The organism is Candidatus Babeliaceae bacterium (genome assembly GCA_041660765.1).
In the GTDB taxonomy this organism is placed as follows: Bacteria; Babelota; Babeliae; order Babelales; family Babelaceae; genus JBAZVR01.
The window spans coordinates 41094-63041 of sequence record JBAZVR010000002.1 but is presented as its reverse complement, the minus strand read 5'-3'; the positions used below and the strand labels follow the sequence as shown (position 1 = coordinate 63041).

General features: G+C 35.7%; 20 protein-coding genes. 8 read left to right on the top strand and 12 right to left on the bottom strand.

What is annotated here, in order from left to right; translation table 11 throughout:
• The first annotated feature begins 174 nt into the window (after window positions 1–174).
• The 7 genes from WC707_05240 (at window position 175) to WC707_05210 (ending at window position 7026) form a co-directional block, all read left to right on the top strand.
• Window positions 175–672 carry a hypothetical protein gene (locus WC707_05240; GenBank protein ID MFA6066554.1) on the top strand — a complete coding sequence of 166 codons (498 nt, stop codon included), beginning with the start codon at window positions 175–177 and terminating at the stop codon, window positions 670–672.
• Window positions 673–757: 85 nt separating this feature from the next.
• Window positions 758–1384 (top strand): hypothetical protein, encoded by a 627-nt coding sequence (locus WC707_05235; GenBank protein ID MFA6066553.1) that lies wholly within the window; start codon window positions 758–760, stop codon window positions 1382–1384.
• Between the two features lie 248 nt (window positions 1385–1632).
• Window positions 1633–2994, top strand: a complete 1362-nt coding sequence (locus WC707_05230; protein MFA6066552.1) for a hypothetical protein — start codon at window positions 1633–1635, stop codon at window positions 2992–2994.
• A 143-nt stretch (window positions 2995–3137) separates the two neighbouring features.
• Complete coding sequence (locus WC707_05225) at window positions 3138–3989, top strand: hypothetical protein (protein MFA6066551.1); 852 nt, start codon at window positions 3138–3140, stop codon at window positions 3987–3989.
• 83 nt (window positions 3990–4072) lie between these two features.
• The gene (locus tag WC707_05220; GenBank protein ID MFA6066550.1) at window positions 4073–4600 is read left to right on the top strand and encodes a hypothetical protein; all 528 of its coding nucleotides are present in this window, start codon (window positions 4073–4075) and stop codon (window positions 4598–4600) included.
• Between the two features lie 72 nt (window positions 4601–4672).
• Window positions 4673–5899, top strand: coding sequence for a hypothetical protein (locus WC707_05215; GenBank protein ID MFA6066549.1), 1227 nt, complete (start codon window positions 4673–4675; stop codon window positions 5897–5899).
• Between the two features lie 47 nt (window positions 5900–5946).
• Window positions 5947–7026 (top strand): hypothetical protein, encoded by a 1080-nt coding sequence (locus WC707_05210; protein MFA6066548.1) that lies wholly within the window; start codon window positions 5947–5949, stop codon window positions 7024–7026.
• Here the strand turns inward: WC707_05210 and WC707_05205 are convergent.
• On the bottom strand, window positions 7023–7262 hold the full coding sequence (locus WC707_05205) for a hypothetical protein (GenBank protein ID MFA6066547.1): 240 nt from the start codon (window positions 7260–7262) through the stop codon (window positions 7023–7025). The two genes, WC707_05210 and WC707_05205, sit on opposite strands and share 4 nt — an antisense overlap.
• A gap of 107 nt (window positions 7263–7369) precedes the next feature.
• Between WC707_05205 and eno the strand changes: the two genes are divergently transcribed.
• On the top strand, window positions 7370–8626 hold the full coding sequence (eno, locus tag WC707_05200; protein MFA6066546.1) for a phosphopyruvate hydratase: 1257 nt from the start codon (window positions 7370–7372) through the stop codon (window positions 8624–8626).
• Here eno and WC707_05195 read toward each other — a convergent pair.
• From WC707_05195 to WC707_05145, 11 genes are all read right to left on the bottom strand, one after another.
• The gene (locus WC707_05195) at window positions 8609–11032 is read right to left on the bottom strand and encodes a secretin N-terminal domain-containing protein (protein MFA6066545.1); all 2424 of its coding nucleotides are present in this window, start codon (window positions 11030–11032) and stop codon (window positions 8609–8611) included. The two genes, eno and WC707_05195, sit on opposite strands and share 18 nt — an antisense overlap.
• A 17-nt stretch (window positions 11033–11049) precedes the next feature.
• On the bottom strand, window positions 11050–11604 hold the full coding sequence (locus WC707_05190; protein ID MFA6066544.1) for a hypothetical protein: 555 nt from the start codon (window positions 11602–11604) through the stop codon (window positions 11050–11052).
• Window positions 11601–13226 (bottom strand): pilus assembly protein PilM, encoded by a 1626-nt coding sequence (pilM, locus tag WC707_05185; protein MFA6066543.1) that lies wholly within the window; start codon window positions 13224–13226, stop codon window positions 11601–11603. The genes WC707_05190 and pilM overlap by 4 nt, the downstream gene beginning before the upstream one ends.
• Entirely contained in the window at window positions 13223–15544 is a 2322-nt protein-coding gene (locus tag WC707_05180) for a secretin N-terminal domain-containing protein (protein ID MFA6066542.1), read from the bottom strand. The genes pilM and WC707_05180 overlap by 4 nt, the downstream gene beginning before the upstream one ends.
• Before the next feature lie 15 nt (window positions 15545–15559).
• Window positions 15560–16687, bottom strand: a complete 1128-nt coding sequence (locus tag WC707_05175) for a type II secretion system protein N (GenBank protein ID MFA6066541.1) — start codon at window positions 16685–16687, stop codon at window positions 15560–15562.
• 90 nt (window positions 16688–16777) lie between these two features.
• On the bottom strand, window positions 16778–17785 hold the full coding sequence (locus WC707_05170; protein MFA6066540.1) for a MoxR family ATPase: 1008 nt from the start codon (window positions 17783–17785) through the stop codon (window positions 16778–16780).
• A gap of 236 nt (window positions 17786–18021) precedes the next feature.
• The gene (locus WC707_05165) at window positions 18022–18681 is read right to left on the bottom strand and encodes a hypothetical protein (GenBank protein ID MFA6066539.1); all 660 of its coding nucleotides are present in this window, start codon (window positions 18679–18681) and stop codon (window positions 18022–18024) included.
• Between the two features lie 284 nt (window positions 18682–18965).
• Window positions 18966–19496, bottom strand: a complete 531-nt coding sequence (locus tag WC707_05160; protein MFA6066538.1) for a hypothetical protein — start codon at window positions 19494–19496, stop codon at window positions 18966–18968.
• Window positions 19497–19815: 319 nt separating this feature from the next.
• Entirely contained in the window at window positions 19816–20190 is a 375-nt protein-coding gene (gene secG, locus WC707_05155; GenBank protein MFA6066537.1) for a preprotein translocase subunit SecG, read from the bottom strand.
• Between the two features lie 25 nt (window positions 20191–20215).
• Complete coding sequence (locus tag WC707_05150; GenBank protein MFA6066536.1) at window positions 20216–20926, bottom strand: triose-phosphate isomerase family protein; 711 nt, start codon at window positions 20924–20926, stop codon at window positions 20216–20218.
• The gene (locus WC707_05145) at window positions 20923–21948 is read right to left on the bottom strand and encodes an NADAR family protein (protein MFA6066535.1); all 1026 of its coding nucleotides are present in this window, start codon (window positions 21946–21948) and stop codon (window positions 20923–20925) included. Before WC707_05145 ends, WC707_05150 begins: the two co-directional genes overlap by 4 nt.

Sequence of the window (21948 nt, the reverse complement as noted above, 5' to 3'; positions counted from 1 at the left end):
AGCTATAGATTTAAAGATTTCGTTAATTGCATAGGCGCTTGAGGACGCAATGAATGCTGCTTGCTATTAATTATTGATAATAGCTCTTTAATATAATTTCTAATTGACAATTATTTAGCATCCTGTATATTTATATTAATAGTAAAAAATAATATAAAAATGCAGGTAAAAACTATGAAAAATATATTAAAAATATTGTCAATTATAGTGTTAGCGGGCCAGTTTTTATGTGTCGGCGCGGTTCAGAATACTGGTAAAGCAGTACGTGATAGCATGTACACGGTGATTGGTAGATCGGCGGCAGGGTCTCTTTTAGCGCTTGGTATTGTGCCCTCTGCGGTTATTGCGCAACAGGCTGCCAAGAGTGCATTTCATGAATATCATGCATATCGCTCCGCAAACACCGCAGCACTCGATTTAAAAGAGCTGCACAATAAGCTTTACAGCAATTCTAGCTCGCATGAAGAAATGGATTCAAAAAAAGAATTTGAAGCAAGCGAAAGTAGGGATAAGGTAAAAGTGGCTCAGGCAGAGTATGCTCGTATTAAAAATAGCTTTAGGGCTAATGCGAGACATGCAGGCCTCTTTGCCGGCCAAGTAGTTGCCCTAGGCGTATGTGCCTATTATAACTTTGGCAAAGCGCATGAAGCTTATAATGCATTTAACAAGTAAGATTTTAATATATAATATTATAGAGCTGGATTTGTAATATATCCGGCTTTATAATGTGTTTTATAGTAATAATGGAAAGATACAAATGAAAAAAAATATATTAAAAATATTACCCCTCATGTTTATTGGATTATCTGTGCAAGCCATGACTCATAATGAGAAGATTTTGCATCATATGCGTTTGGCCGAGAGATATGCAGATCGAGTGTATGATATACAATATCAGAGAGTCGATCTGCGGGCAGAACTTTCTGTCCTCTATCTAAGGCGCCGGAATGCCCGCCATGTAAGAATGAAGATTGATGCAAGGTCAATAATAGCTCCTGTAGAAACTTATGCGGGCTTAGGTTTGATGGCATGGAGTGCTATATTGGGCATCAGTAGCATTTCATGTATTCCTGCTTTTTGCGGTATGGCGTTTGAATATTATAACAAATCAATAATCGCCGGCGCTGCTTCAGTGATAGCATCAGGTTGCGTGGTTTCTGCAAGCCTAGAGTCATTTAATTATGGTTTATATGTGGCAGATTGTGGGATGCAGAATATATTTCGAGCGATTGATTATCAAGGCTATCTCAATAAAAGAATACGTAATCTTGAAGCGCAAAATAATGCGTTTGATAAACAAGAACAACAAGCTATAATGGTATTTCGTACCAATGAAGGGGTTTTGGAACGCTTGCAACGACAACAATATTTGTATTGTCATTAAGATCTTGGCATGTAGGTTAAGCTGTTTGAGTGAATTGCATGCTATTAGCTGTGCGATAATCTTGTAAAGCCGGAGAGGAAAACCCGGCTTTTTTACGTGTTTTATAGCGTGTTTTTAGCCCTATTTTAGACCCTTCTGCTACCATTTTGCCCTGGTACTCTATAGGAAATTACTATTTGACAATTATTCTATAGATGGTAAACTATTATTAGTAACTAAAAAATAAGCTATTAAGAATAAGGCGGGATATGAAAAAAAATATATTAAAAATTTTATCAATTATCTTGTTAATTAGTCAGTTTTCAAGCACGGCTTTATTGGCGCGCAATCCAATACCGTATAATAGATTATTACCATTTTTAAAAAATGCTTTTATATCTGCAAAAAATAGATTGGCAATGCTTAAGGCGGAAACTATTTTCTTTAAAACAGATGGTTCGGTTATCTCTGATGACGAGCATAAGAAAATTTATGATATTAAATTGCATAATCAATTTCCAACATCATTAAACTATAATAACTTTCAGGAAGATGAGATCGCGGCAATGCAAAATGCGCTTGATACTCAAGTTCCAGGAGTAAAAGTTCAGTTTATTCCTACATCATTGTATGAAATGTTTGTTTTTCATTTTCTAAATCCACACTTGAATAATACAAATATCGAAAGCAAGACTGGTGGAGCTTTATATAACGTGACATCATTTAAAAATCGGCTATTGGCGAAATTTAATCAACGAGATACAGAAGCTCATAGCTCAGAAAAATCTTTGAATTTGAATAGTCCGTTATATAATCTTTTTGGTAATGCGGATGGGAAAATAAAGTTACCATTTGATCTTATTAATAATCACTCATCGTTAATAGATTTTCATAAAATTATTAATCGTCATATTGTAGCGCACCTGACTGCAAATAATATACAGCCAGCTCAACTTAATTTTGATGCTTGTCGCTCGATCGTAAATGACCAATTCCAAGGGCAGGCTACAGAAGTCTTTAGCTCTTTATCTGGTTATAATCGCTCTATTCATAGCGATATTATAGAAAGCATTAAGCAGGAGTATATTGCGCATAACAATAATACTTTTCTTTTATATCGAGGAACTGTAGCTGTAGAAAACTATCGTCCCGATGAGAATGCGGCTCTATCGTTTGGGACTTCTTGGTTTGCCGGATTATTCTTTGATAATCATAAAAATGGTCATTCAAGCGCTGTCGCATATTCACACCACCTATATAAGGGTAGCAATGGCTATGTATTGCCAATCAGTAAAAAAGAGTATGTACATGGTCCCTTGGGTAATCAATTTCATATACCGCCGCTATCAACTTTAGCCGGTTTATTTGGTAGGGGAGAATATTTTCATCCAAGATCAAAAATTCTATCATCGCAATTTGTAAGAGGTTTTGCTGGTGCTAAAGAACCGTTGCCTGAATATATAATTAAAACTGAAGGATTTTTTGCATCGAATAAAGCACACAAGTTGTATAGGCAAATTTTTCAATATATACAGGATCATAATATTCCTATTCATGAATTAGCCCAACGAAAAAAAATAAATAGTGATAATAGGGCTGAAGCAACTGATGAACTTGCATATTTTAGTTAAAATATAGCGCTCAACAAGCTTGCCTGATGCTGCTTGTTTAAATTTATAAAGTCGGGGATATGAAAAATATCCTCGACTTTATTTAGGATCAAGAGGCTTGAGTGAATTGTCGATTTTTGCTGAGAATATGCTAGATTTGAGGTATGAAGTTTGATAATTATATACAACAAAATGGCTTATTATCTCCAGAAGGTGTAGAGGCTTTTAGGCAGCACATCTATGCCTATTATGCCGAATACGGGCGGGTTTTTAGCTGGCGGCAGACCACCAATCCATACCACATTGTCGTTTCTGAGATTATGCTCCAGCAAACGCAGACTGATCGCGTCAAAGATAAGTTTATTCAATTTATAACTCATTTCCCGACTTTTGAGGCTCTTGCTCAGGCGTCAACAAGAGACGTTATAACCCTATGGCAGGGGCTGGGGTATAGCAGACGGGCACTAGCCCTGTTAAAAATCGCTCAGGCTGTAACAAAAGACTATAATTCTACTTTGCCAGCCAATCCAGAAATCTTGCTTGATATGCCAGGAATAGGGCCCGCAACGGCCGGTTCTATTTGTGCCTTTGCTTTTAATATGCCCACTGTTTTTATAGAAACTAACATTAGATCAGTGTTTATACATCTTTTCTTCTCACAAAGAGCTGAAATTAACGATAAAGAGCTTTTCCCTCTTGTAGAACAGGCTCTTGATAAGCTTAATCCAAGGGTTTGGTACTATGCTCTGACAGACTATGGCGTTATGATCAAAAAACAGTTTAAAAACCCTAATATCAAAAGTAGCCATTATGCCAAGCAATCGAAATTTGAGGGCTCTGAGCGCCAAATTAGGGGCATGATTTTGCGTATTTTAACCAGTCACCAGGTGCCAATAGATTTTGAGTTTTTATGTGCTTCTATTGATCGACCTATTGAACGAATCGAGAAGAATTTAGGCGATTTGTGTTGTGAAGGCTTTGTTTCTAAAATAGGCAATTATTATTGCATTTTGTGATTCAAATTGACATTTTTTAAAAAGAGAGTAGTATATATATTATATATAATTAAAAAATAATATATTAATTGGAGATTGTAATTATGAAGTTTATAAAATTGTTACTATTTTTATCACTTGCCCCACATTGGGTTATGGGTGTTGATCTAGCTGCGCTTAATAAGCTTTCTGACACAGATAATTTGAGAACAATTTCTGATTTGCGAGAGTGTGTTAAGTGGCATAGAGAAGCTCTGGATGTGGTTGTTGGAAATGAACCAATATTCATTTCTGATAAGGAAGGCATGACGAATTTGGGTAAACATATTGACGCATTAAGAAGGCAACGTAACATATATGCCGTTGATACAGCTAAAAAAGCTGCTATTGGCACATCTATTTTTTCTGGATTATATCTTTTAAGTAAAATTCCCGCAGTTCAGCATTGTTATTCGTTAACCCAGCCATCCATTGCTAGTATGTTTAATCATCGCTATGCAGTACCATTTAAATATGTTGGTGCAGGTTTAGGTATTATTGTTGGTATCGGTGGGTTATTATCTTGTGCGCAAAATTTTTGGGATTATCGCACCTGCATTAATATATCGTGTAAAATTAAAAATCCTAAATAAATAGTTTCTAATAATTATAAAATTATTGAAAAGCTCTAGCATAAATTATTATGCTTTCTAGCAGGGGATGTTATGAAAGTAATAATTTTTATCGCTAGTGCTTTTTTTTTTGCAGAGAGCGCAGTCCAGGGTATTTATCGCAAGGCAGTGGTTATTACGCCGATTGTAGATCTTTTTTTTGATCAATTAAGTGTACGAAGACCATATTCTTCTTTAAAAGAATTGTATAACTCTATGCCCTGTGCGAGTAGCAGTGCCAGTAACGGCTGTTGGCGGGCGACACAAGCCTTGTTTAATGATGTTGTTGACGTTATAGATCACAAAGGTGAAGAAGTGTGTATCGATACGGGCAGGCTTTTTTTTGATGCTCCTGACCGTATACATTTAAAGAATTTTTGGGTTCACAGAGATACGTTATTGTTTTTTGATGAGCTTGTTAGTGCCGGAGTTGATATATCTGCATTTCCAGAACCCATTAATATGGTACACCAGCAAGCATTTAAAAATAAAAATATAGTTACGCTTATTATGCCATGGCATGATCCTATTACCAAAAAAAAATATTCCGCAGGAACTCGTTTTGTTAAAGTTGCAAATCATCCAACGACTATTATTGTAAAAATTTTTGATCCAGAAACATTTACAACGCATCACGCACCATTACAGAAAGCGCTTTGTGTGACAGAAAAAAATATGACACGCTCGGAGCGGCAAAAAGAGTATGTACAGTTGCTAAAAAAATGGACCATGCTGCATCATGGTGCGATCCCTTATATCTGGGGAGGTTCTAGTTTTTTGGAAGCTGTTGGCGATGATGTTCAAGAAGAAGAGGCATCTTTTGGTAAACAAACAGTTACGTTATATGATCGCCCTTATATGAGTCGACCTTATGCTGGTTTTGACTGTTCTGGCCTTGTTGCTCGCGCTGCACAAATATGTGGTATCCCATATTTTTTTAAAAATACATTAACATTGGCGCGACATTTGCAGCCATTGTCAGAAAAAGATCATCTAGAAGAAGGTGATTTAATCTGGTTTCCTGGACATGTGATGGTGGTTAGTAGTCTATTGAAGCATGAAACGATTGAAGCTGTGGGTTATGGATCTGGTTTTGGCAAAGTGCATGCTATAAAGTTGCATAAGCGTTTTTTGGGTATAACTTCTTATCATAAATTGCTTGATTATTATTTTAATAAAAAAAAGTTAACTCTTCTTACTAAAGAAGGTAAACTGGCTAAAATTATTGATAATTTTGTTATATATAAATTCTCTTCTGTTTGGAAATTTGCAACTTTATGAACCGCATATTTTTTTTGTTTGTTTTATATTTTTTGTCGAATAACGGCATGGAAAAAAATTTTCATGAAAATGTATATCATGATGGCAGAGCCATTGTTTTTAATGGCAAAAAAACTATAGAATTTTATGCAGATTATCACTTGTCTTTAGATGATATGCATGTCGGTCCTCTATCTTTTAGTGAAAATAATCTTGCTCTTGATACAAAATCACAAAAATCTCATTTTTTTTACAATGAAGATAAATATACTTTTGGTAATGGAAAATATGGATCGACCTCATTTTTTGATTCCCTCGTTATAAAAATACTTGATTATAGAATAGCTACCTTTTTGAAAGGTAAAGAAGAAGCACGCAATTTTGATGTAAGTGATATGTTCACTAGTAAAAGTGGGCATCATATTATGTTTGATGGATTCCAGAGGGATGATGCTGGCAATATCTGTTGTGTTATCTGTCCTTATGCAAATTTGAATGCGAGTATTGTGTATTGTTTTGGTACAAGCACTCATGGCGTAAAAACGTTTAGTACAAGATTGATTGCTGCGCTAGATGGCATGGCCAAGGCATTGGCATTTAAATTTCCGTACGTGGCGACGGCTACAAAAGACGCATTGTTTTTTAAAAAAGTTTCATCATCGGATGAATGCAAACAATATAAAATTAGTAATTTATCTAAAGTGTCATGGTTGGCCGGTTTAAATCTCTTGGGTCTTACGGATGCCGGCACTATTATAACCATCGATCTTTCTCATGATGCATCTGTTGCATATAATCAAAAATTTGGCAATTTAGTGTTTCAAGATATTGCGGTTGATGCAGAGCACCCATGGCAGTTTGTTGCATTAACTACAACTGGCAAATTGATATATGCTGATTTTAGTTCTCGCATTATGACATGTGGAAATGAGGCCGTTAAGTTGTTTAAACCTAAAAAAAACTATACTGTTCTTGCGCAGTTTGCTCTAACAAAAACCGACTTGGATCATAATAAATTATGGTTTTACAACAATAAAATTGGTATTTATAGTCAAAATGATATCACTTGTGCACCCGATCTGAGGTCGCCAAAGCCACATCTTACTATTTATCAGCTTCTCGATAATGTTATGGTCCTGAAACTTTAATGCGTTATCGTGCACATGGATTTTTGAAGCGCTTCGATATGTTTTGAAAGATCGCGCTGTAAAGCTGCGAGAGCTTCATGAGAAGATTTATCTCCGCCATTGTGGGCATCGGCAAGTGCATGCTTTTCTATAAACCACAAAATGCAGCTCAGTTCATGAATTAATTTTATTTTATTATAGGTTGGATTATCAAGAGTCATAGACGTATCCCCATATATTGTTTTTATAATAAACATCTATGGTCCTTTGTTATTTTGTCAAGAGTTTGCCAAACCTATACAAACTAAAGGGCAGTTAGTTACAGTGAAAAAAGGCATGTAGTTATGCAAGGGGGAAATAGATTATGAAAATTACACAAATAATAGCACGAGAAATATATGATTCACGTGGTTTGCCGACTGTGCAATGTGAAGTTGTATTAGAGAACACCGTACGTATTGTTGCAGCGGCGCCATCGGGTCTTTCTCGTAGCAAGTACGAGGCCCATGAATTACGAGATGGTGGTAAACGTTTATGGGGTCTTGGCGTTTTGAAAGCTGTTGAAAATATTGAATCAATGATAGCTCCGGCTTTAATAGGGCAAGAGCCAAATGGGTTAGAAATGGACCTTAAGCTTTTGGAAATTGACGGAACTTCTGATAAATCACATCTTGGTTCCAATGCAACGCTGGCGACCAGTATGGCAATTTATAAAGCCCAAGCTTATGTTGAACAGATTGAACCGTATGAATTGATTGCATATATTTCTGGCGCTGATTCTGTAACTGTTCCATTTCCTCTTATTAATGTTCTGAATGGTGGTTTGCACGCCAATAATAACATGCATATACAAGAATTTATGATAGTTCCGCTTGGTGCGGCTAATTTTAGAAGCTCTTTTGAATTAAGTGTTGCAATTTTTCATGAATTGAAAAATGTTTTACAAAAAAATGGAAAATCTGTGGCTGTTGGTGATGAAGGCGGATACGCTCCGATGTGCGTTGATGATGAAGAGGCACTTATTTTGTTATGTGAGGCTCTTGCTCGTGTTGAGCAAATTCATGAAAGTCGTTGCGTTATCGCACTTGATGTTGCTGCTTCTCGTTTATATGATCCACTCACTAAAACATATCTATGGAATAATGAGCGAATAGTCGCAGAACAACTTGTTGAAATATACAGTAATCTTATTGATAGTTATCCTATTTATTCTATAGAAGATGGATTAAGTGAGGAAGATTGGGATGGCTGGAAATATATGACACATGTTATGGAAAATAAAATTCAGCTTGTTGGCGATGATATTTTTGCAACACATCCAGAACGTATATTAGAAGGCGTTCGTCAGGGTATTGCCCAAGCTGTTGTTATAAAGCCTAATCAGATCGGCACAATAACTGAGACGCTTCATGCTATTAGATTGTGCAAATTGCATAATCTAAATGTTATAGTTTCGCATCGTTCTGGTGAAACTGAAGATACTTTTATAGCTGATCTTGCGGTCGGCGCATCGGCAGGCCAGATAAAAGCCGGTGGCTGTAGCCGCACTGATCGTATAGCTAAATACAACCGGCTTTTAATGATCGAAGATCAATTAATGCTTTCACTCATTACCGCCTGAAATCGGATTTTTTTCATCTTTTAAAAGCGCTTTTAAAGCACGATCTTCTTCAGTAGGTGTTTCGGTATTAATAGAAGTCTTTATTTTTTTTGGCTCCAATATTTCACGTTCTTGGCTTTCAAAATTGTAAGAACCTTCTTTAGAGTCCGCCAAATATTGTGTTAAAGTTGTTTCGCTCTTATCACCCGACATAAAGAAGAATCTTGTTATTGGGTCACGAATATTATCATATGTTGCGGATTCTCCAATAGTACTATAAGAATATTTGATCTTGTCACCCGTATATTTCTTTTGTCCCTCACGTAACTTTGGCTCAACAATAGTAGGGCATATAAAAATTCCAAGATTATTTTTTACGGTAGTTTTTGTTTTATTTCTAAAAAACCAGCCGACAAGAGGTATCTGTCCCAAAATAGGAGTTTCGGTGTCAGTTTCTGTTGTTTCTAATCGTGTAAGCCCCCCCAAGACTAAAACTTGGCCAGAGTTCATATTTGCATTTGTTTGTACGCGTCGTGTTTGTCGACTAAAATCCGTAAGACTTGGGGATGTAAAATCTTCAATTTCTATAGTTATTTGAAGATTAAGCCTGTCGAGTGAACTGATTCGTGGTGTTATTGCAACCTTAAATGTAGCTTCAAAATCTTTTTGATTAATAGTAGAAATACCACCTTCACCAATAGATTGGTTGCCAGGAGCACGTCTAATATTTGTTATAATTTCTTCGCCACGCACGTTGTCTAATGTTACTAAGAATGGATGGCTGATTAATTTTGTTTCTATAATATTATCTAATAATTGAAATACAGCCCAAACACCGCTGCCATTAGGATCATTAATAGAAAGAATCAGCCCACCAGAAAACTGCTGTGAGCTTGTTAACAAGGTCGCCATACTGGTAGTTGATCCCAATAAAATACGCAACAAATCAGCCGCTATAGTGGTTGGCGGCGTATTGACATCAGGGTTATTTAAAACAGGACCAATAAGTTGCGCCGATTGAAAATCTAATCCAGGTGGTGTCCCAGGTACAATAGGATTACGAACTTGCGAGCCAAATATTTTGTTATTATTAACACTTAAATCGACAACCAATACTTCTATAATCACTTGTCGTTGAGGTTTATCGAGGCGATGTATGAGTGCCTTAATGCGATCCCAATCTTTTTTACGCGCAGCAATAATTAAACGATTGCCACCCTGAAATACAACTCCTGTTTCTTCTAGAGTTGAACCACCGGCAATCGCTTTCGCTGATTGAACAGGTTTATATGTTTCTGGTACTATTCTGACGCCCTCAAAAAATTGCATCGGCCCTGTAGCAGAATCTTTTTGTGACTGTCCAGAAGCCCCTTTTGGGGTAACAATATCTTGCAATACTTTTGCAAAGTCTTCTGCATCGAGATATTGTAAATCATATGCATGTAATATAGAGTTGCCAGATTCTGCAGGGGCATCCATGTATTCTCTAATAAAATCTTTGAGTCTTTCAACGGCTGTTTCTTTGCCCATAATAATAATGGTATTTCTTCTATCATCTGGAACAACACGTGTATTAGTTGCAAAATAAATGCCGGATTCTGTTTTCAAATCTGTTCTAATAATGCCTCGAGCATCAACTGATGATGCAACAATCTGAGTTTTAAGAAGATCAGCAACTGTACGAGCTACACTATTATATAATGGAACCAAAGCTATGACATCGCGTGTCCCTGATGTATCAAGTTCGGTTAAAATAGTTGCAATGGAGCTAATATTGTTAGCTTTATCGATTATAATAACTCCGTTTGATTTTGGATCAAAAACATACGTACCATTTGTAGACATCATGTCTTTAATCATAAGATTGAGCGGTTCGCTCCCCATAGTATTTTCTGGCACTTTTAAGTTTGCAAGATAATATACTGCGCGAATTTGCATTTCGCTATGCGGAATTTCTGCAGGAGCAACATTGATAAAGAGTGGAAGCGGAACCCGATTAATATTGGGATCATTTTTAGCAATAACAAAAAAATTTCCATCAGGATACATGCTATAGCCAGATAAATTAAGAAACATCGATAAATATTTTTCTGCTTGCGCAAGTGTGATTTTTTTTTGCAGTTTAAAAGTTATTTTTTGATTAATAACATCGGCTCCCTGCGGGAGAATAATATTTATTTTTTTCTTTGAGGCGATCATGTTAATTATTTTAACAAGATCTTCGTTATCAAAATTGAATTTTATCAGAGGCTCTTTTTTCTTTTTTTTCTTATCAGTTTCTACTGCATAAAAGGGCACTTCTTCTTGAATAGTTGCAAGTTGCGTATAAGCAGGTTCAGTTGCTGGAACGTGGTTTATAAGCTGATCAGCATACATATTATTGCTTATTACACATGCTCCGAACATAAATAAAAATAATTTTTTCATAATAATTCCATGCAATTTTATGTCGATACTTTGGGTTGCAATGTTGCAATAATTAACGTTACATTTATTATTGGGCCCTTTAATGACTTGGTAATGGCGAGCTCTTTGGTATATATGCGTTCATTTTGTTCAATTTTATATAATAAGTCTGTTAATTGTTGCATCGTAATATCTACAAAACTTGCATCAAGCTTTATTTCAGAATAACCATTTTCAAGATCTTGAGGATCAGATACTTCTTGCTTGGTGTTTTGCTGACTGAGTCCTACTTCAGCTACCAGTTTTAAAAAATATTCTTTTATCTTGAACGTTGGGTCTTGCGCTAAAATAGTGTTTACGTCATTTTGCTGCTGTTTAACTCGTTCGTGTTGCTCAAGAATTGTACGCGATTCTTTTCTGAGTTGATTGAGCCGTTTTATTTTACGCTCGTAATTATTAAGCTGACTATAAAAAATATATAATATAATAGTTATAACAACTAAAAAAATTGCTAAAATGCCACCGATATACTGATAAACTTGTACTGGTGATAATTGTGCAACAAATTCTCTTATTTTTTTAAAGATATTCATGCTTTTTCTCTATCTGTTTTATCCAAAACAAGCGTAATGGTTCCAAATTTTGGCTCTTGTAACTTTGGAATATCTTTAAACATATTAGATTCATATAAGGCTTCTTCGAAAGCTCGTAAAGCATTATAATCTTTTACGCTTCCCTCAATTATTATACTGTCTTGTTGAGTACCTTCACCCGTTCTAATGATAAGACGTTTAAGATCCAAAGCGAGCTTGTCTCGATCTATCCGTGAAGTAAGTTCTTGCAGATAGGTTAAAAATGAAAATCTGTTATTACTTGATAGCGAAAACCATATATTTTCTTCTTTTACAAGCTCTGCTTTGGCCGCATTGTTAGCTGTTTCTAGTGAAAGACCTTTATCAGCTTTTTCTGATCCACGACGTGAAAGCGAAAATACTTTCTTGAGCTTATCGACTGCCTCTTGTTCTGATGTTACGGTTTCTTTTTTAAAGGCACGTAATGTAAAAAAAGTATACAGAGACAGAGCGCTTATTGTTACTGTGATGAACAATAACGCAGCAATAAGCTGCTGCGTTATGAGCGTTTTTTTAGTTTCACTTATATATCCAACACGCATATTAAAATTATCGGTAATTTTTGATGACAATGCAGTCGCAGTGCTTATAATAGATTCACTTTTTATACCGTTATTTGCTGAAATAATCGTTCCATTGTGGATAATTTTATGCAAGTATAATACTTCGCACTCACAGGACATGAGTTTTGCCAAAGCATCGGTAATATGCGGTATTTCTGTTCCTGTACCAGTTAAAAATATTTTTTGAGTAGTTTGTGAAGATGATAATTTTGATAAAGAAGTCTGTAATGTAAATTGAATTTGGCTAAAAAATTTTGAACCATTTTCTTCTTGTATTCCAGATTTAAATAAATAATCATATGCTTCCGAATGGCTTATATTACGGTCTAACTCAAGTATTTTCAAAATAGTTGCTATGCCTTGAGTGAGCACACGCATAACTTTGAGTTTGCCATCAATAATAATCGCTATTCTGGTAACATACATGCCGATATCAATAAGACTAACAACGCCTTGTGTGTGCATATAATCTGGGATAGAAGTATATAATCCGTATAATTCTATAAGATCAATGGTAACTTTGTCCGGTTCTTTTCCAATTTTTTTAAAAATATCCAAATATTCATCAAGCACTTCTTTTTTAAGAGCTATCGCTAAAACAGTCGCCGTTGCGGCTTCATGTTTGGTGATTATTGTATCAATAACAGCATCATGTAATGAAAATGGCAACATCGATTCGACTTCAAAGGGGGCAACCATTCCTATTTTTTGTTTGTCGATAAAAGGTAACGTAAGTTCTTTATAGATAATCAAAGAACTGGAAAGTGCTACAAAAAGATAATCATAGGTACCAATTTTTTCTAAAATACGTTCAATAGCAGCGGAAGCTTGATCTTGATGAGATAAAGAAATTGCATATTCAATCGGCTCTTTTAAAGTTTTTTCGATTATTTTTTTCGCGCCGCTATATTTTACAACGGTTGCATTAATATATTCTTTTTCGATTTCAATACCAACGATACGACAGGGTAAAATGTAATAATCGCCAATTTTTTCTGGTATAAAAATAGTATATATCATATTTTACCTGCTGATTCTGCTTTTTGCTCAAAGTGCGCAGTAATGCGTTTTTTAGGCTTTTCTTTGTCAGCAGGCAGCTCTGAAATATGTTCTGACTGAGCTACTTTAAGCTGGTTTGGATCAATGTATCTACCTTGTTCGCTCGAAAATTCATCAATAATCTTTGATTGCGTATCATTTGCATCTGTAAAGAACCAACGATGTATTGGATCACGTAATTGGTCCATTTCGTGACATTCGCTTAACGTTGATTGTGCATCGTTAATTTTTGTATTAGTAAATCGTTCTGCAAATTTTTCTGAGTACGATGGAATTACTTCTGGCGTTATTAACACAACAAGGCTAGATCTATTAACAACTTTACTTTTGTTTTTGAAGAACCATCCTACTACAGGGATATCGCCTAATATTGGCACTTTACTTTCTTTTTCAGCAATATCATCACGCATAATACCGCCTAGAGCCAAAACTTCATTGTCAGCCATAATAACAGATGTTTTTATTTCTCGCTTAATACGATTGCCAGAACTTGTTGCTGTATCCGTAAATGTTTCTACGTCAATACGGACATTCATAATAATAAAACCTTCATAACTAATTTGCGGCTCAACATATATTTCTAATTTTGCGGTTAAATCATCAAAACTATTTATCGGTCCTGACGGCGTTACCGAAGTACCTGTTATGACGCGACGGGTATTACCTATAGAAACTGAAGCCGGATATTTGTGGGTTGTTATTAAAAATGGGTTAGCAATAATACTAACGTTTGTTAAAGATTGAAGCACCGTAAACATACCCCATACCCCAAATAAATCGCTGCCCAATGTGACAAATGTGCTGCCTGCAATGGTATCATTTGAAGCTAAAGATACTAAATTTCCTAATAAGCGAGTAGCACCCGTTCCATTAGGATTTTCTACAACAGGCGTATCAAGCCCTGCAAGTCCAGATGTTTGATAGTTAACGTTATTACCCAGCAGTCCATCCGGTCCTGGTTTTTTATTTCTCATTTGTATACCGAAGTTACGAGTATCCGTGAGATCGACTTCCAGAATCATTGCCTTGATAGCTACTTGAGGTTGTTCAACGTCTATTTTTTGTAGTATTTCATATAATTTCAAATAATCTTCATAATCAGCATTAATAATTAATCGATTACCCGTTTTTTCCGGTGTTATGGTGAGTGATTTAAAATATTTATCCCCATCTCTTACGCCACCATATTTTGCAGCTTCTGTATCTGTTTGAAATTGAATTGCCTCTTTTAAAATATTTGCCATCGCCTCTGCCGCGACATATTTTAGTTGATAAATGTGGAGCGGCGAAAAAGGAACGTCCAACTCTTTGTCTATTTCTTTTATGATAAACGTCTCTATCTTTTTAATGGCCTCTTTGTTGCCAAGTAAAATGAGCGTATTTGTTCTCGGTTCTGCAATTACTTTTGTACCTTCTGGAAAATAACTATTGGTCGATTGGCGTCTTCCACCAAGGAGACGTATGCCGCCAACACCAGCTTGTTGTGCTTCATCTTTAACTAAGCTTTTGTATAAATCGGCAACCTTAGTTGCATCGGTACGACGTAGCTTAATAATAGAAAGTGTTTCTGGGACATTGACGCGGTCAAGTTCTTTAACAACTTCCAAAATCGCCTTTATATTTGATCCTTTATCGGTCATCATAAGGGCGCGTAACTCAGGGAAAATAATAAGACCTGGAGAAGATGCGCTTTTCATGGTATCGATTACATTTTTGATAACGTCAAGACTCGTATTTTCTACAAAATAAATATATCGAATCCTCGTATCATTGTTGGGAATCAGCGATGGATCGATACCTATAAATGATGGTAATGCATTTTTGTTAACTGACAATGGAGAACGCGGGTCAGTCGTTGTAATTCTATAAATACCTTTATCCGGACCAGGAGCAGTTGCCAAGCCAGCCATATCAAGAAAAGTAATAAAAATGTCCCAGGCGCTTTTTTTGGAAAGCGGCTTATAGGTTCTAAATGATATTTTGGTGCCAAGAGCAGACTTGCCGCCGTTAGGAAGTGGCGTCAATTGATCATCCATAATAAATTTAAGGCTAAATTTTTTCTCTATATATGTTATCAAACTGGAAAGTTCTGCATTTTCAAATTCAAATTCTATTAATTCATCAGGATTGCCAAATTCCCAAGGCTTTAAAAAATCATTTAAGTATAACGGGCTACTTTTTGGTAAAGAAAGTTCTTGATTGTTACTACAAATATAAAAAGCACCCATAACAAAAATGAGAGTTAGGTAGATATGGATGCGAGATAATTTATTTTTCATAATCTGCCTACCATCTTATTGAGGTATACGTTGAATTACAGACGCTCGACCACCATGTCGCAACATCGTACCCTTGTCTTGCTGTTTTATGGCATTTACTAAAGGATTTTGTTGAGATGCTTCTATAAGCTTGGTTGCTTGCGGAATGTTTTGAATATTTGCTGTTTCTTGAATGGTAATTGGTGTACCGATAGCAAGATTTTCTTGTTCATTTTTTGCTTCGCTTATACGTTCCAATACATAACTCATAATGTACTCTTGTTCATTTCTTATAAACTTAACGCGTATCGTTGATTGTAATGGTAAGGTCGTTATTGTGTTGTATAACGTTAATCTATCTTGCGTGGTTGTCACAGGGATATCGTTTATGGTTGCAATAATATCACCCTGCTGGAGTCCTAAAGATGGGCCTATTGATTGAGGAGTCAACATCCCAATACGACATCCCAAACTTTTCCCTTTTGAAAATGCTGTCGTGACATCAAGCATATCAATAAATTGAGCGAGATTATTAATTCTTTTCATGAAAGCTTTTGGATCGATTTTATATACCGTATCTGATATTTTTTTCACCACATACGTCCAAGATTTGTCACGTGCATAAATTGGATCCTCTTGAGCATCAGCTGGTGTAATGAAAATTGTTTCTTGTTGTCCATTTGATCTTATAAGAATTATTTTATGCCTGCTAATATGAATTATATCAGCATCTTCTATTTTGTCTCCAATTTTATAGAGTGCTTCTTGTTTAGTTTTGTTATTTGCAATTATTGCATGATTTTCAGCATCATTGTTGGTAAAAATTATACCTTTAAGTGTGATAGGTAGTGGCGACAAGAAATCTATACGCGCTGGTTGTGGTACGGGTAGTGGTTGTAAAATTGGTGGCTGAGGGATAGCAATTTTTCCATCACTTTTTTGTTTTTCTTCAAACGTTTTTCTTACAGACGTATTAAATAAATCATTTTCGTAAATGGTTGCAATATTGATTTTAGAAACATCTTTTTTCGACGCTGCTATAAAAGCTTCTGGTCTGATCGATGTTCTTGTTGCTGGTTTTTTTTGATTAAAAATGACGAAGCAGATTGTTATCAAAAAAATGCATGTCAACGTGCTATTTAAAATCCATAGAGGACTTTTCATTAATATCCTTTTGTCGCCACACATCAGAGGAGTTTTCTTATCATCCTGCAAATAATATTCTCGTCTTAGTAACAATTTGTCAAGTTTGATTTAAGGACTTGGTATGATGCTCATAATTTTATCTATTATTGCATCAGCTGTTATACCTTGTGCCTCAGCTTCATAACTCAATGCTATCCTATGGCGCATAACGGCTGGATAAACAGCTTTTACATCGTCAGGTGTAACAAAAGCTCTTTCTTTTTTTAAAAAGGCATAAGCGCGTGCAGATTGATGGATTGCAAGCGTTGCTCGTGGAGATGCTCCCATTTGAATAAATTTTTTAAGATCGAGATGATATTTTTCCGGTGTGCGCGTAGCGCATACTAGCGCAATAATGTAATCAATAATTCTTTCATCGCAATATATATGCTCAACCAAATTCTGAGCTTTGATAATATCTGCATGCGAAATAACTTGATACACCGTCTGTTGAGTATATGCTCGCGTAATGATGGCTTTTTCTTCTTGCATTGATGGATAACCTACAAGAATTTTGAACATAAAACGATCAAGCTGTGCTTCCGGTAATCTATAGGTTCCTGTTTGTTCCAATGGATTTTGTGTTGCAAATACCAAGAAGGGCTCATCAAGATGATGTGTTTGCGACCCCAATGTAACTTGATGTTCTTGCATGCATTCTAGTAATGCTGATTGCACTTTGGCAGGCGCTCTGTTGATTTCATCCGCAAGAATGAGATTGGCAAAAATGGGCCCCTTTTTAGTTTCGAATTCTTGTGTTTTTGGATTATACATGAGTGTGCCAATCAAATCAGCCGGCAATAAATCTGGTGTAAATTGTATGCGTTTAAAGCAGAGACCCAGCGCTTGTGTAATTGCTTTGATCATCGTTGTTTTGGCAACACCAGGCACGCCTTCTAAAAGTATGTGTCCTTTAGATAGAATGGCTATTAATATAAAGGTGATTGTTTGATCTTGTCCTATAATAACTTTGCTTACTTCTTTGGCGATATTTTTAAAATGCGCACTGACCTCTTTAATTTCATCAATTACCAGGCCGTTTTTTGACCAATTTTCGTGGATCGGAGTATTATTCATGCTCTATTCCTTTGTTATCTAAGATTTATTTTTAGTATAACAAGAGAGTAAATAAAGACTAGTCTGCGCATTATATTGTAACTTTATAACTTAATTGGATTGCATGGGTACACCCGCTCATCCTGAGTGCCGCTCGCAGAGCGGTGTATCGAAAGGTTAGGGCGTGAAGCACAAGAAGGCCACTCTTATCGAGCAGTCCTCTTACGTATAACAAATAAAAATCTATTTGCTGGAAATTATTTTGTAGTCCTGATGATCGCTGGAAACTTTGTGAAATATTTTTCACTAGCAATGTTAGCAACTTGCGAAATATTAAACTTGTAGTTTTGAGATTCTTTTTTCTCATTTCCTAAAGTATATAATTTACGTGCTACATTGAATGTCTTTATTATACTCCAAATCCCTGAGGTAAATAATGATGCATTCGCAACCTCACTAAAAATTGATGGTTGATTATAATAATATTGTAACCAGTTATATGTGCATATAACTGGTATATGCATTATTGAACCAATAAAACCACGAAATATAAGGTTTTTAGCGCTGCGAATTTTAGCATTATAAACATCTATATTGTCAGTTGCTTCATCGTCTAATTCTTGTATTTTGTCATATATTTTTTGCTTGATAAATCTATGAGCTTTAGTATTTTCTTCAGTTGTTGCTCTCATTAGAGATTTTTTGCTTGTTGCAAAACATTGTAAGCTTTGGGTGAAATCTGTAAAATATTTATTTTTTTCAGTAGATATAGATCGTGTATTCTTTAATTCATCTAGAATTGCTAATTGTGCCGCTGCAAGGTGCGATAGGTTATCTTCTTGTTTGCTTAATATTGCAGGATCTATCCCTATTGTTTCTGTAAATTTTTCTTTAATGTGAATTGGTGCATCTTTCATTATACTATTCAGTATTGCTTCAAAATTGAAGTCTTGCTCCACGTTATCGGTTCGACAGTATGTTAATTGTTCTCTGTGTATTAACTGTTTTTCACTCATGCAATGGCTATACGGCGCTGCAAGCAACAATAAACCTGTAAATAATAAAAAAGAGTACTTTTAGCATTCATAATTATATCCTTTGTTTTATGCATTATATAGCTTATATTTTACCAAATTTTATCTATTTGTCAATATTATAAGGAGATGAGTCTGGATAGGCCTGTCGGGACAAGAAATTACTATTATTTTAATGTTAAAAAAGTACCAAAAATGCGCGCGAGAGTGTTTCTATAGGATTGATATTTTTTTATATCTCTTGCCGCAGCCACGCTTTTTTCATGTGCTTCAATTTGTTTAAAAACATCGTATGAGTGTACGGAAAGCAATTTTTTGTTAACGCCTAACGATATGCCATATATGCCAAGGCTGGCTATACTATTCATATAAGATTTGCTGACTTCGTTATTGCAGAACCGTATTGATGTATCTATTTGTTCTTTTATCGCTGTTTGATGCGAGCTTAATAGTGATGAGTATTGCAATTCAATCAAAGCCTTAAAACGGCCAATTTGTTGCTCGGACAAGCCCTTATTTTTTTCTAATTCTTCTAGAATGTTTGCTGCGTCAATAGATAGTTTCATATATCTATGTTCTTCTTGCTCAAACATAAGAGTCTCTTGCGTTTTTATAGGCAACGGTTCTTTTGCGCTATAGCTGAAATGAGCGAGCGGCAAAATTGAGAATAATAAAAAAGAAACTTTTTTGAGCCTCATAATTATATCCTTATAGGACGATGCCGAGCTTCGAATAATAAGTCTTTAGCAACATCATCGGTTCGAAGATATGTCAACGGCTCCGGCGCTGATTGTCTTACTGAACAATAGTAGACGAGCAGCAGGATGATGGATAAAAAGAGACCTGTGAATAATAAGTGTGCTTTTTTCATAATTATAATCTTTATTTTTTATATACTTACATACAATTATAGATTATCTTAATTTGACTATTTGTCAATGCGTTTGTGGGGGCTGTAAAAAAAACAGGTGTAAGATAAATTACACCTGTTTTTTTAAATTTTTTTATATGTACTTTTTATTGTGCAGCAGCCGGGGTTGCTGGTTGTTCTTGAGCCGGAGCAACCGGTTCAGCAACAGGCGCTTGCGGTTCAGCTACGGGTTGTTGTGCTGGGGCAACTTGAACTGGTGCTGCTTTGCTTAAATAGCGCGATGTACGTATTGATGAAGATTTCATGAGCGCGAGCACGAGAGACCCAGCCATGAAAAGAATGCCGAGAACCCATGTTGTTTTTTGAAAAAAATCTTGGCCGCCGGATCCACCAAAAATCATCTGGGAGCTGCCGCCGAGATTGCCTATCCCGATACTGCCTTTGCTCTTTTGAATCAGTATAGTGAGTATAAGAATGATGCAGAGAATGACAAAAAGTGATATGAGAAAGCCGTAGAACATATTTTTACCCTATGTATATAAAATTTTACTTCTTTAATGATAATACTATTTTTTTTAACTTTTGAAAATCGAGACTTGCGCTTCCCACTAAAAAACCATCAATTGTATCAATAGCAGCTAGTTCGCTTATGTTTTTTTCATGTACGCCGCCGCCATACAGTATTCGACAGGATATTTGGGGAAGCAATAATTGCGCTTGTTCTTGTATAAGATATATTACTTCTTTGATTTTTTCTGGCGCTAGACTTTGCGCTCCTATAGCTTCTTTTGGCTCAAAAGCTATAATAAGTTCTTGCTTTTCTAGTTTTTTTTGCGCCAATTGCTGACATAATTGTTGCGCTTGCTGATGTGTGCTGACGCATATAATGGGAATTATATTATTATGCCAAAGTATATATGTTTTTTTTATCAGTAATTCTGTTGATTGCGGATATAATTTTTGTGTTTCGGTATGACCAATAATGCACAAGGTGCATCCAGCCTGCGCCAAAGAAAGGGCTGGCACTTGCCCTGTCCAGGGACCGATTTCATGTTCTGAGCAATCTTGCGCGCCAATATGTACGGTGTTGGGCGCTATTTTTTTGAGACCAGCTATTGTTACAAAATCAGGGCACAGTACTAAAGTATGAGTTTGTGCCAATGCTGCAAGATCGTTATAATGATCGCTAACCCACGCTAATGCGCTATCAAATGGCTTATTTGCTTTCCAGTTTGCGATAATAATTTTTTTTGTCATGATGCTTCTATAGTGTTAGAAAGTACAAAAAGATCATGAGATAATTCTGTTAATTGCAACTCTTCCCTTATGCTCATCAAAATAATACCAAGATGATTTTCGCCCCGCCCATCAGCACCTGCGCCAAAAAAATTATCATGTGGGCCAGCATTTTCTACCAATACCCTGTTTTGTGTATCAAGTAATATTTTTTTTAACTGTGGGTAACGTGTAAATTTATCTTTTATTGCTGTATGCATGATACCAAGATTGACAGATTGCCAATCTGATCTTACAAATTTTTTATAATCACGGGCTTTATTAAAAGCATCGCGCGCTGATGGTAGTTTTCTTATTTCTTCTTGAATGGCTGGGTAATTAATAAATTTTTGCGCTTGATAATAATGTTCAGTTGTTGGCCACCACGTACCCGTATTATTTGGATCTACAGGATAATTTTCTTGAAAATTGGTAAATTCATAATAATCTTGTCCTTTATTATAAAAGTAGATAGCGTTTGGAATATTAAACCACAATGGCGATGATGATACTTGCAACTGTGGCACAATTGTGCTCCAGTGATTAGTCAGCAGTTCTCTTGTTTGTTTGCCAATAGGTAATAGTGCCTTGTGACTTGCACGGGTAAGATTTGGGTTTTGTAAAATATCTGTGATAGGTACCCATGCAAAATCGTCTTTAAACTCATTGCGTGCCGTGTTATATAATTTTTTTCCTGGTATAAAGTTAATAGTTATGTAATACGCTTTTTCGCCATTGGGCAAATTAATATGCGGGGTTGTTTGTGTAAATTGCACATTATATACCTGATTAGTTTGATAAAAAAGCGTTCGATTGGCTTCTGCTTCTAATGATCGGCCAGGTTTTGGGGTTATCTTAAAATCACTCCAAAAATTCTCATTTTTCCCTCGGCCTAATAACACAGAATAATTTTGAGTAGCTGCGTTATACGATAATGGAATAACATGTACGTATGCTTGAGCAGAATAGAATGAAAAAAATAGTAATATGTAGTTGACGTTCAT

Excerpts from the sequence above, each read along its gene's own strand:
- WC707_05195 (MFA6066545.1), bottom strand. The coding sequence starts at position 11,032 with ATGAAAAAATTATTTTTATTTATGTTCGGAGCATGTGTAATAAGCAAT.
- WC707_05150 (MFA6066536.1), bottom strand. The coding sequence starts at position 20,926 with ATGACAAAAAAAATTATTATCGCAAACTGGAAAGCAAATAAGCCATTT.
- WC707_05175 (MFA6066541.1), bottom strand. The coding sequence starts at position 16,687 with ATGAAAAGTCCTCTATGGATTTTAAATAGCACGTTGACATGCATTTTT.
- WC707_05225 (MFA6066551.1), top strand. The coding sequence starts at position 3,138 with ATGAAGTTTGATAATTATATACAACAAAATGGCTTATTATCTCCAGAA.
- WC707_05165 (MFA6066539.1), bottom strand. The coding sequence starts at position 18,681 with ATGAAAGATGCACCAATTCACATTAAAGAAAAATTTACAGAAACAATA.
- secG (MFA6066537.1), bottom strand. The coding sequence starts at position 20,190 with ATGTTCTACGGCTTTCTCATATCACTTTTTGTCATTCTCTGCATCATT.
- WC707_05160 (MFA6066538.1), bottom strand. The coding sequence starts at position 19,496 with ATGAGGCTCAAAAAAGTTTCTTTTTTATTATTCTCAATTTTGCCGCTC.
- WC707_05235 (MFA6066553.1), top strand. The coding sequence starts at position 758 with ATGAAAAAAAATATATTAAAAATATTACCCCTCATGTTTATTGGATTA.
- WC707_05145 (MFA6066535.1), bottom strand. The coding sequence starts at position 21,948 with ATGAACGTCAACTACATATTACTATTTTTTTCATTCTATTCTGCTCAA.
- pilM (MFA6066543.1), bottom strand. The coding sequence starts at position 13,226 with ATGATATATACTATTTTTATACCAGAAAAAATTGGCGATTATTACATT.
- WC707_05240 (MFA6066554.1), top strand. The coding sequence starts at position 175 with ATGAAAAATATATTAAAAATATTGTCAATTATAGTGTTAGCGGGCCAG.
- WC707_05170 (MFA6066540.1), bottom strand. The coding sequence starts at position 17,785 with ATGAATAATACTCCGATCCACGAAAATTGGTCAAAAAACGGCCTGGTA.
- WC707_05230 (MFA6066552.1), top strand. The coding sequence starts at position 1,633 with ATGAAAAAAAATATATTAAAAATTTTATCAATTATCTTGTTAATTAGT.
- WC707_05220 (MFA6066550.1), top strand. The coding sequence starts at position 4,073 with ATGAAGTTTATAAAATTGTTACTATTTTTATCACTTGCCCCACATTGG.
- WC707_05180 (MFA6066542.1), bottom strand. The coding sequence starts at position 15,544 with ATGAAAAATAAATTATCTCGCATCCATATCTACCTAACTCTCATTTTT.
- WC707_05190 (MFA6066544.1), bottom strand. The coding sequence starts at position 11,604 with ATGAATATCTTTAAAAAAATAAGAGAATTTGTTGCACAATTATCACCA.
- WC707_05210 (MFA6066548.1), top strand. The coding sequence starts at position 5,947 with ATGGAAAAAAATTTTCATGAAAATGTATATCATGATGGCAGAGCCATT.
- WC707_05215 (MFA6066549.1), top strand. The coding sequence starts at position 4,673 with ATGAAAGTAATAATTTTTATCGCTAGTGCTTTTTTTTTTGCAGAGAGC.
- eno (MFA6066546.1), top strand. The coding sequence starts at position 7,370 with ATGAAAATTACACAAATAATAGCACGAGAAATATATGATTCACGTGGT.
- WC707_05205 (MFA6066547.1), bottom strand. The coding sequence starts at position 7,262 with ATGTTTATTATAAAAACAATATATGGGGATACGTCTATGACTCTTGAT.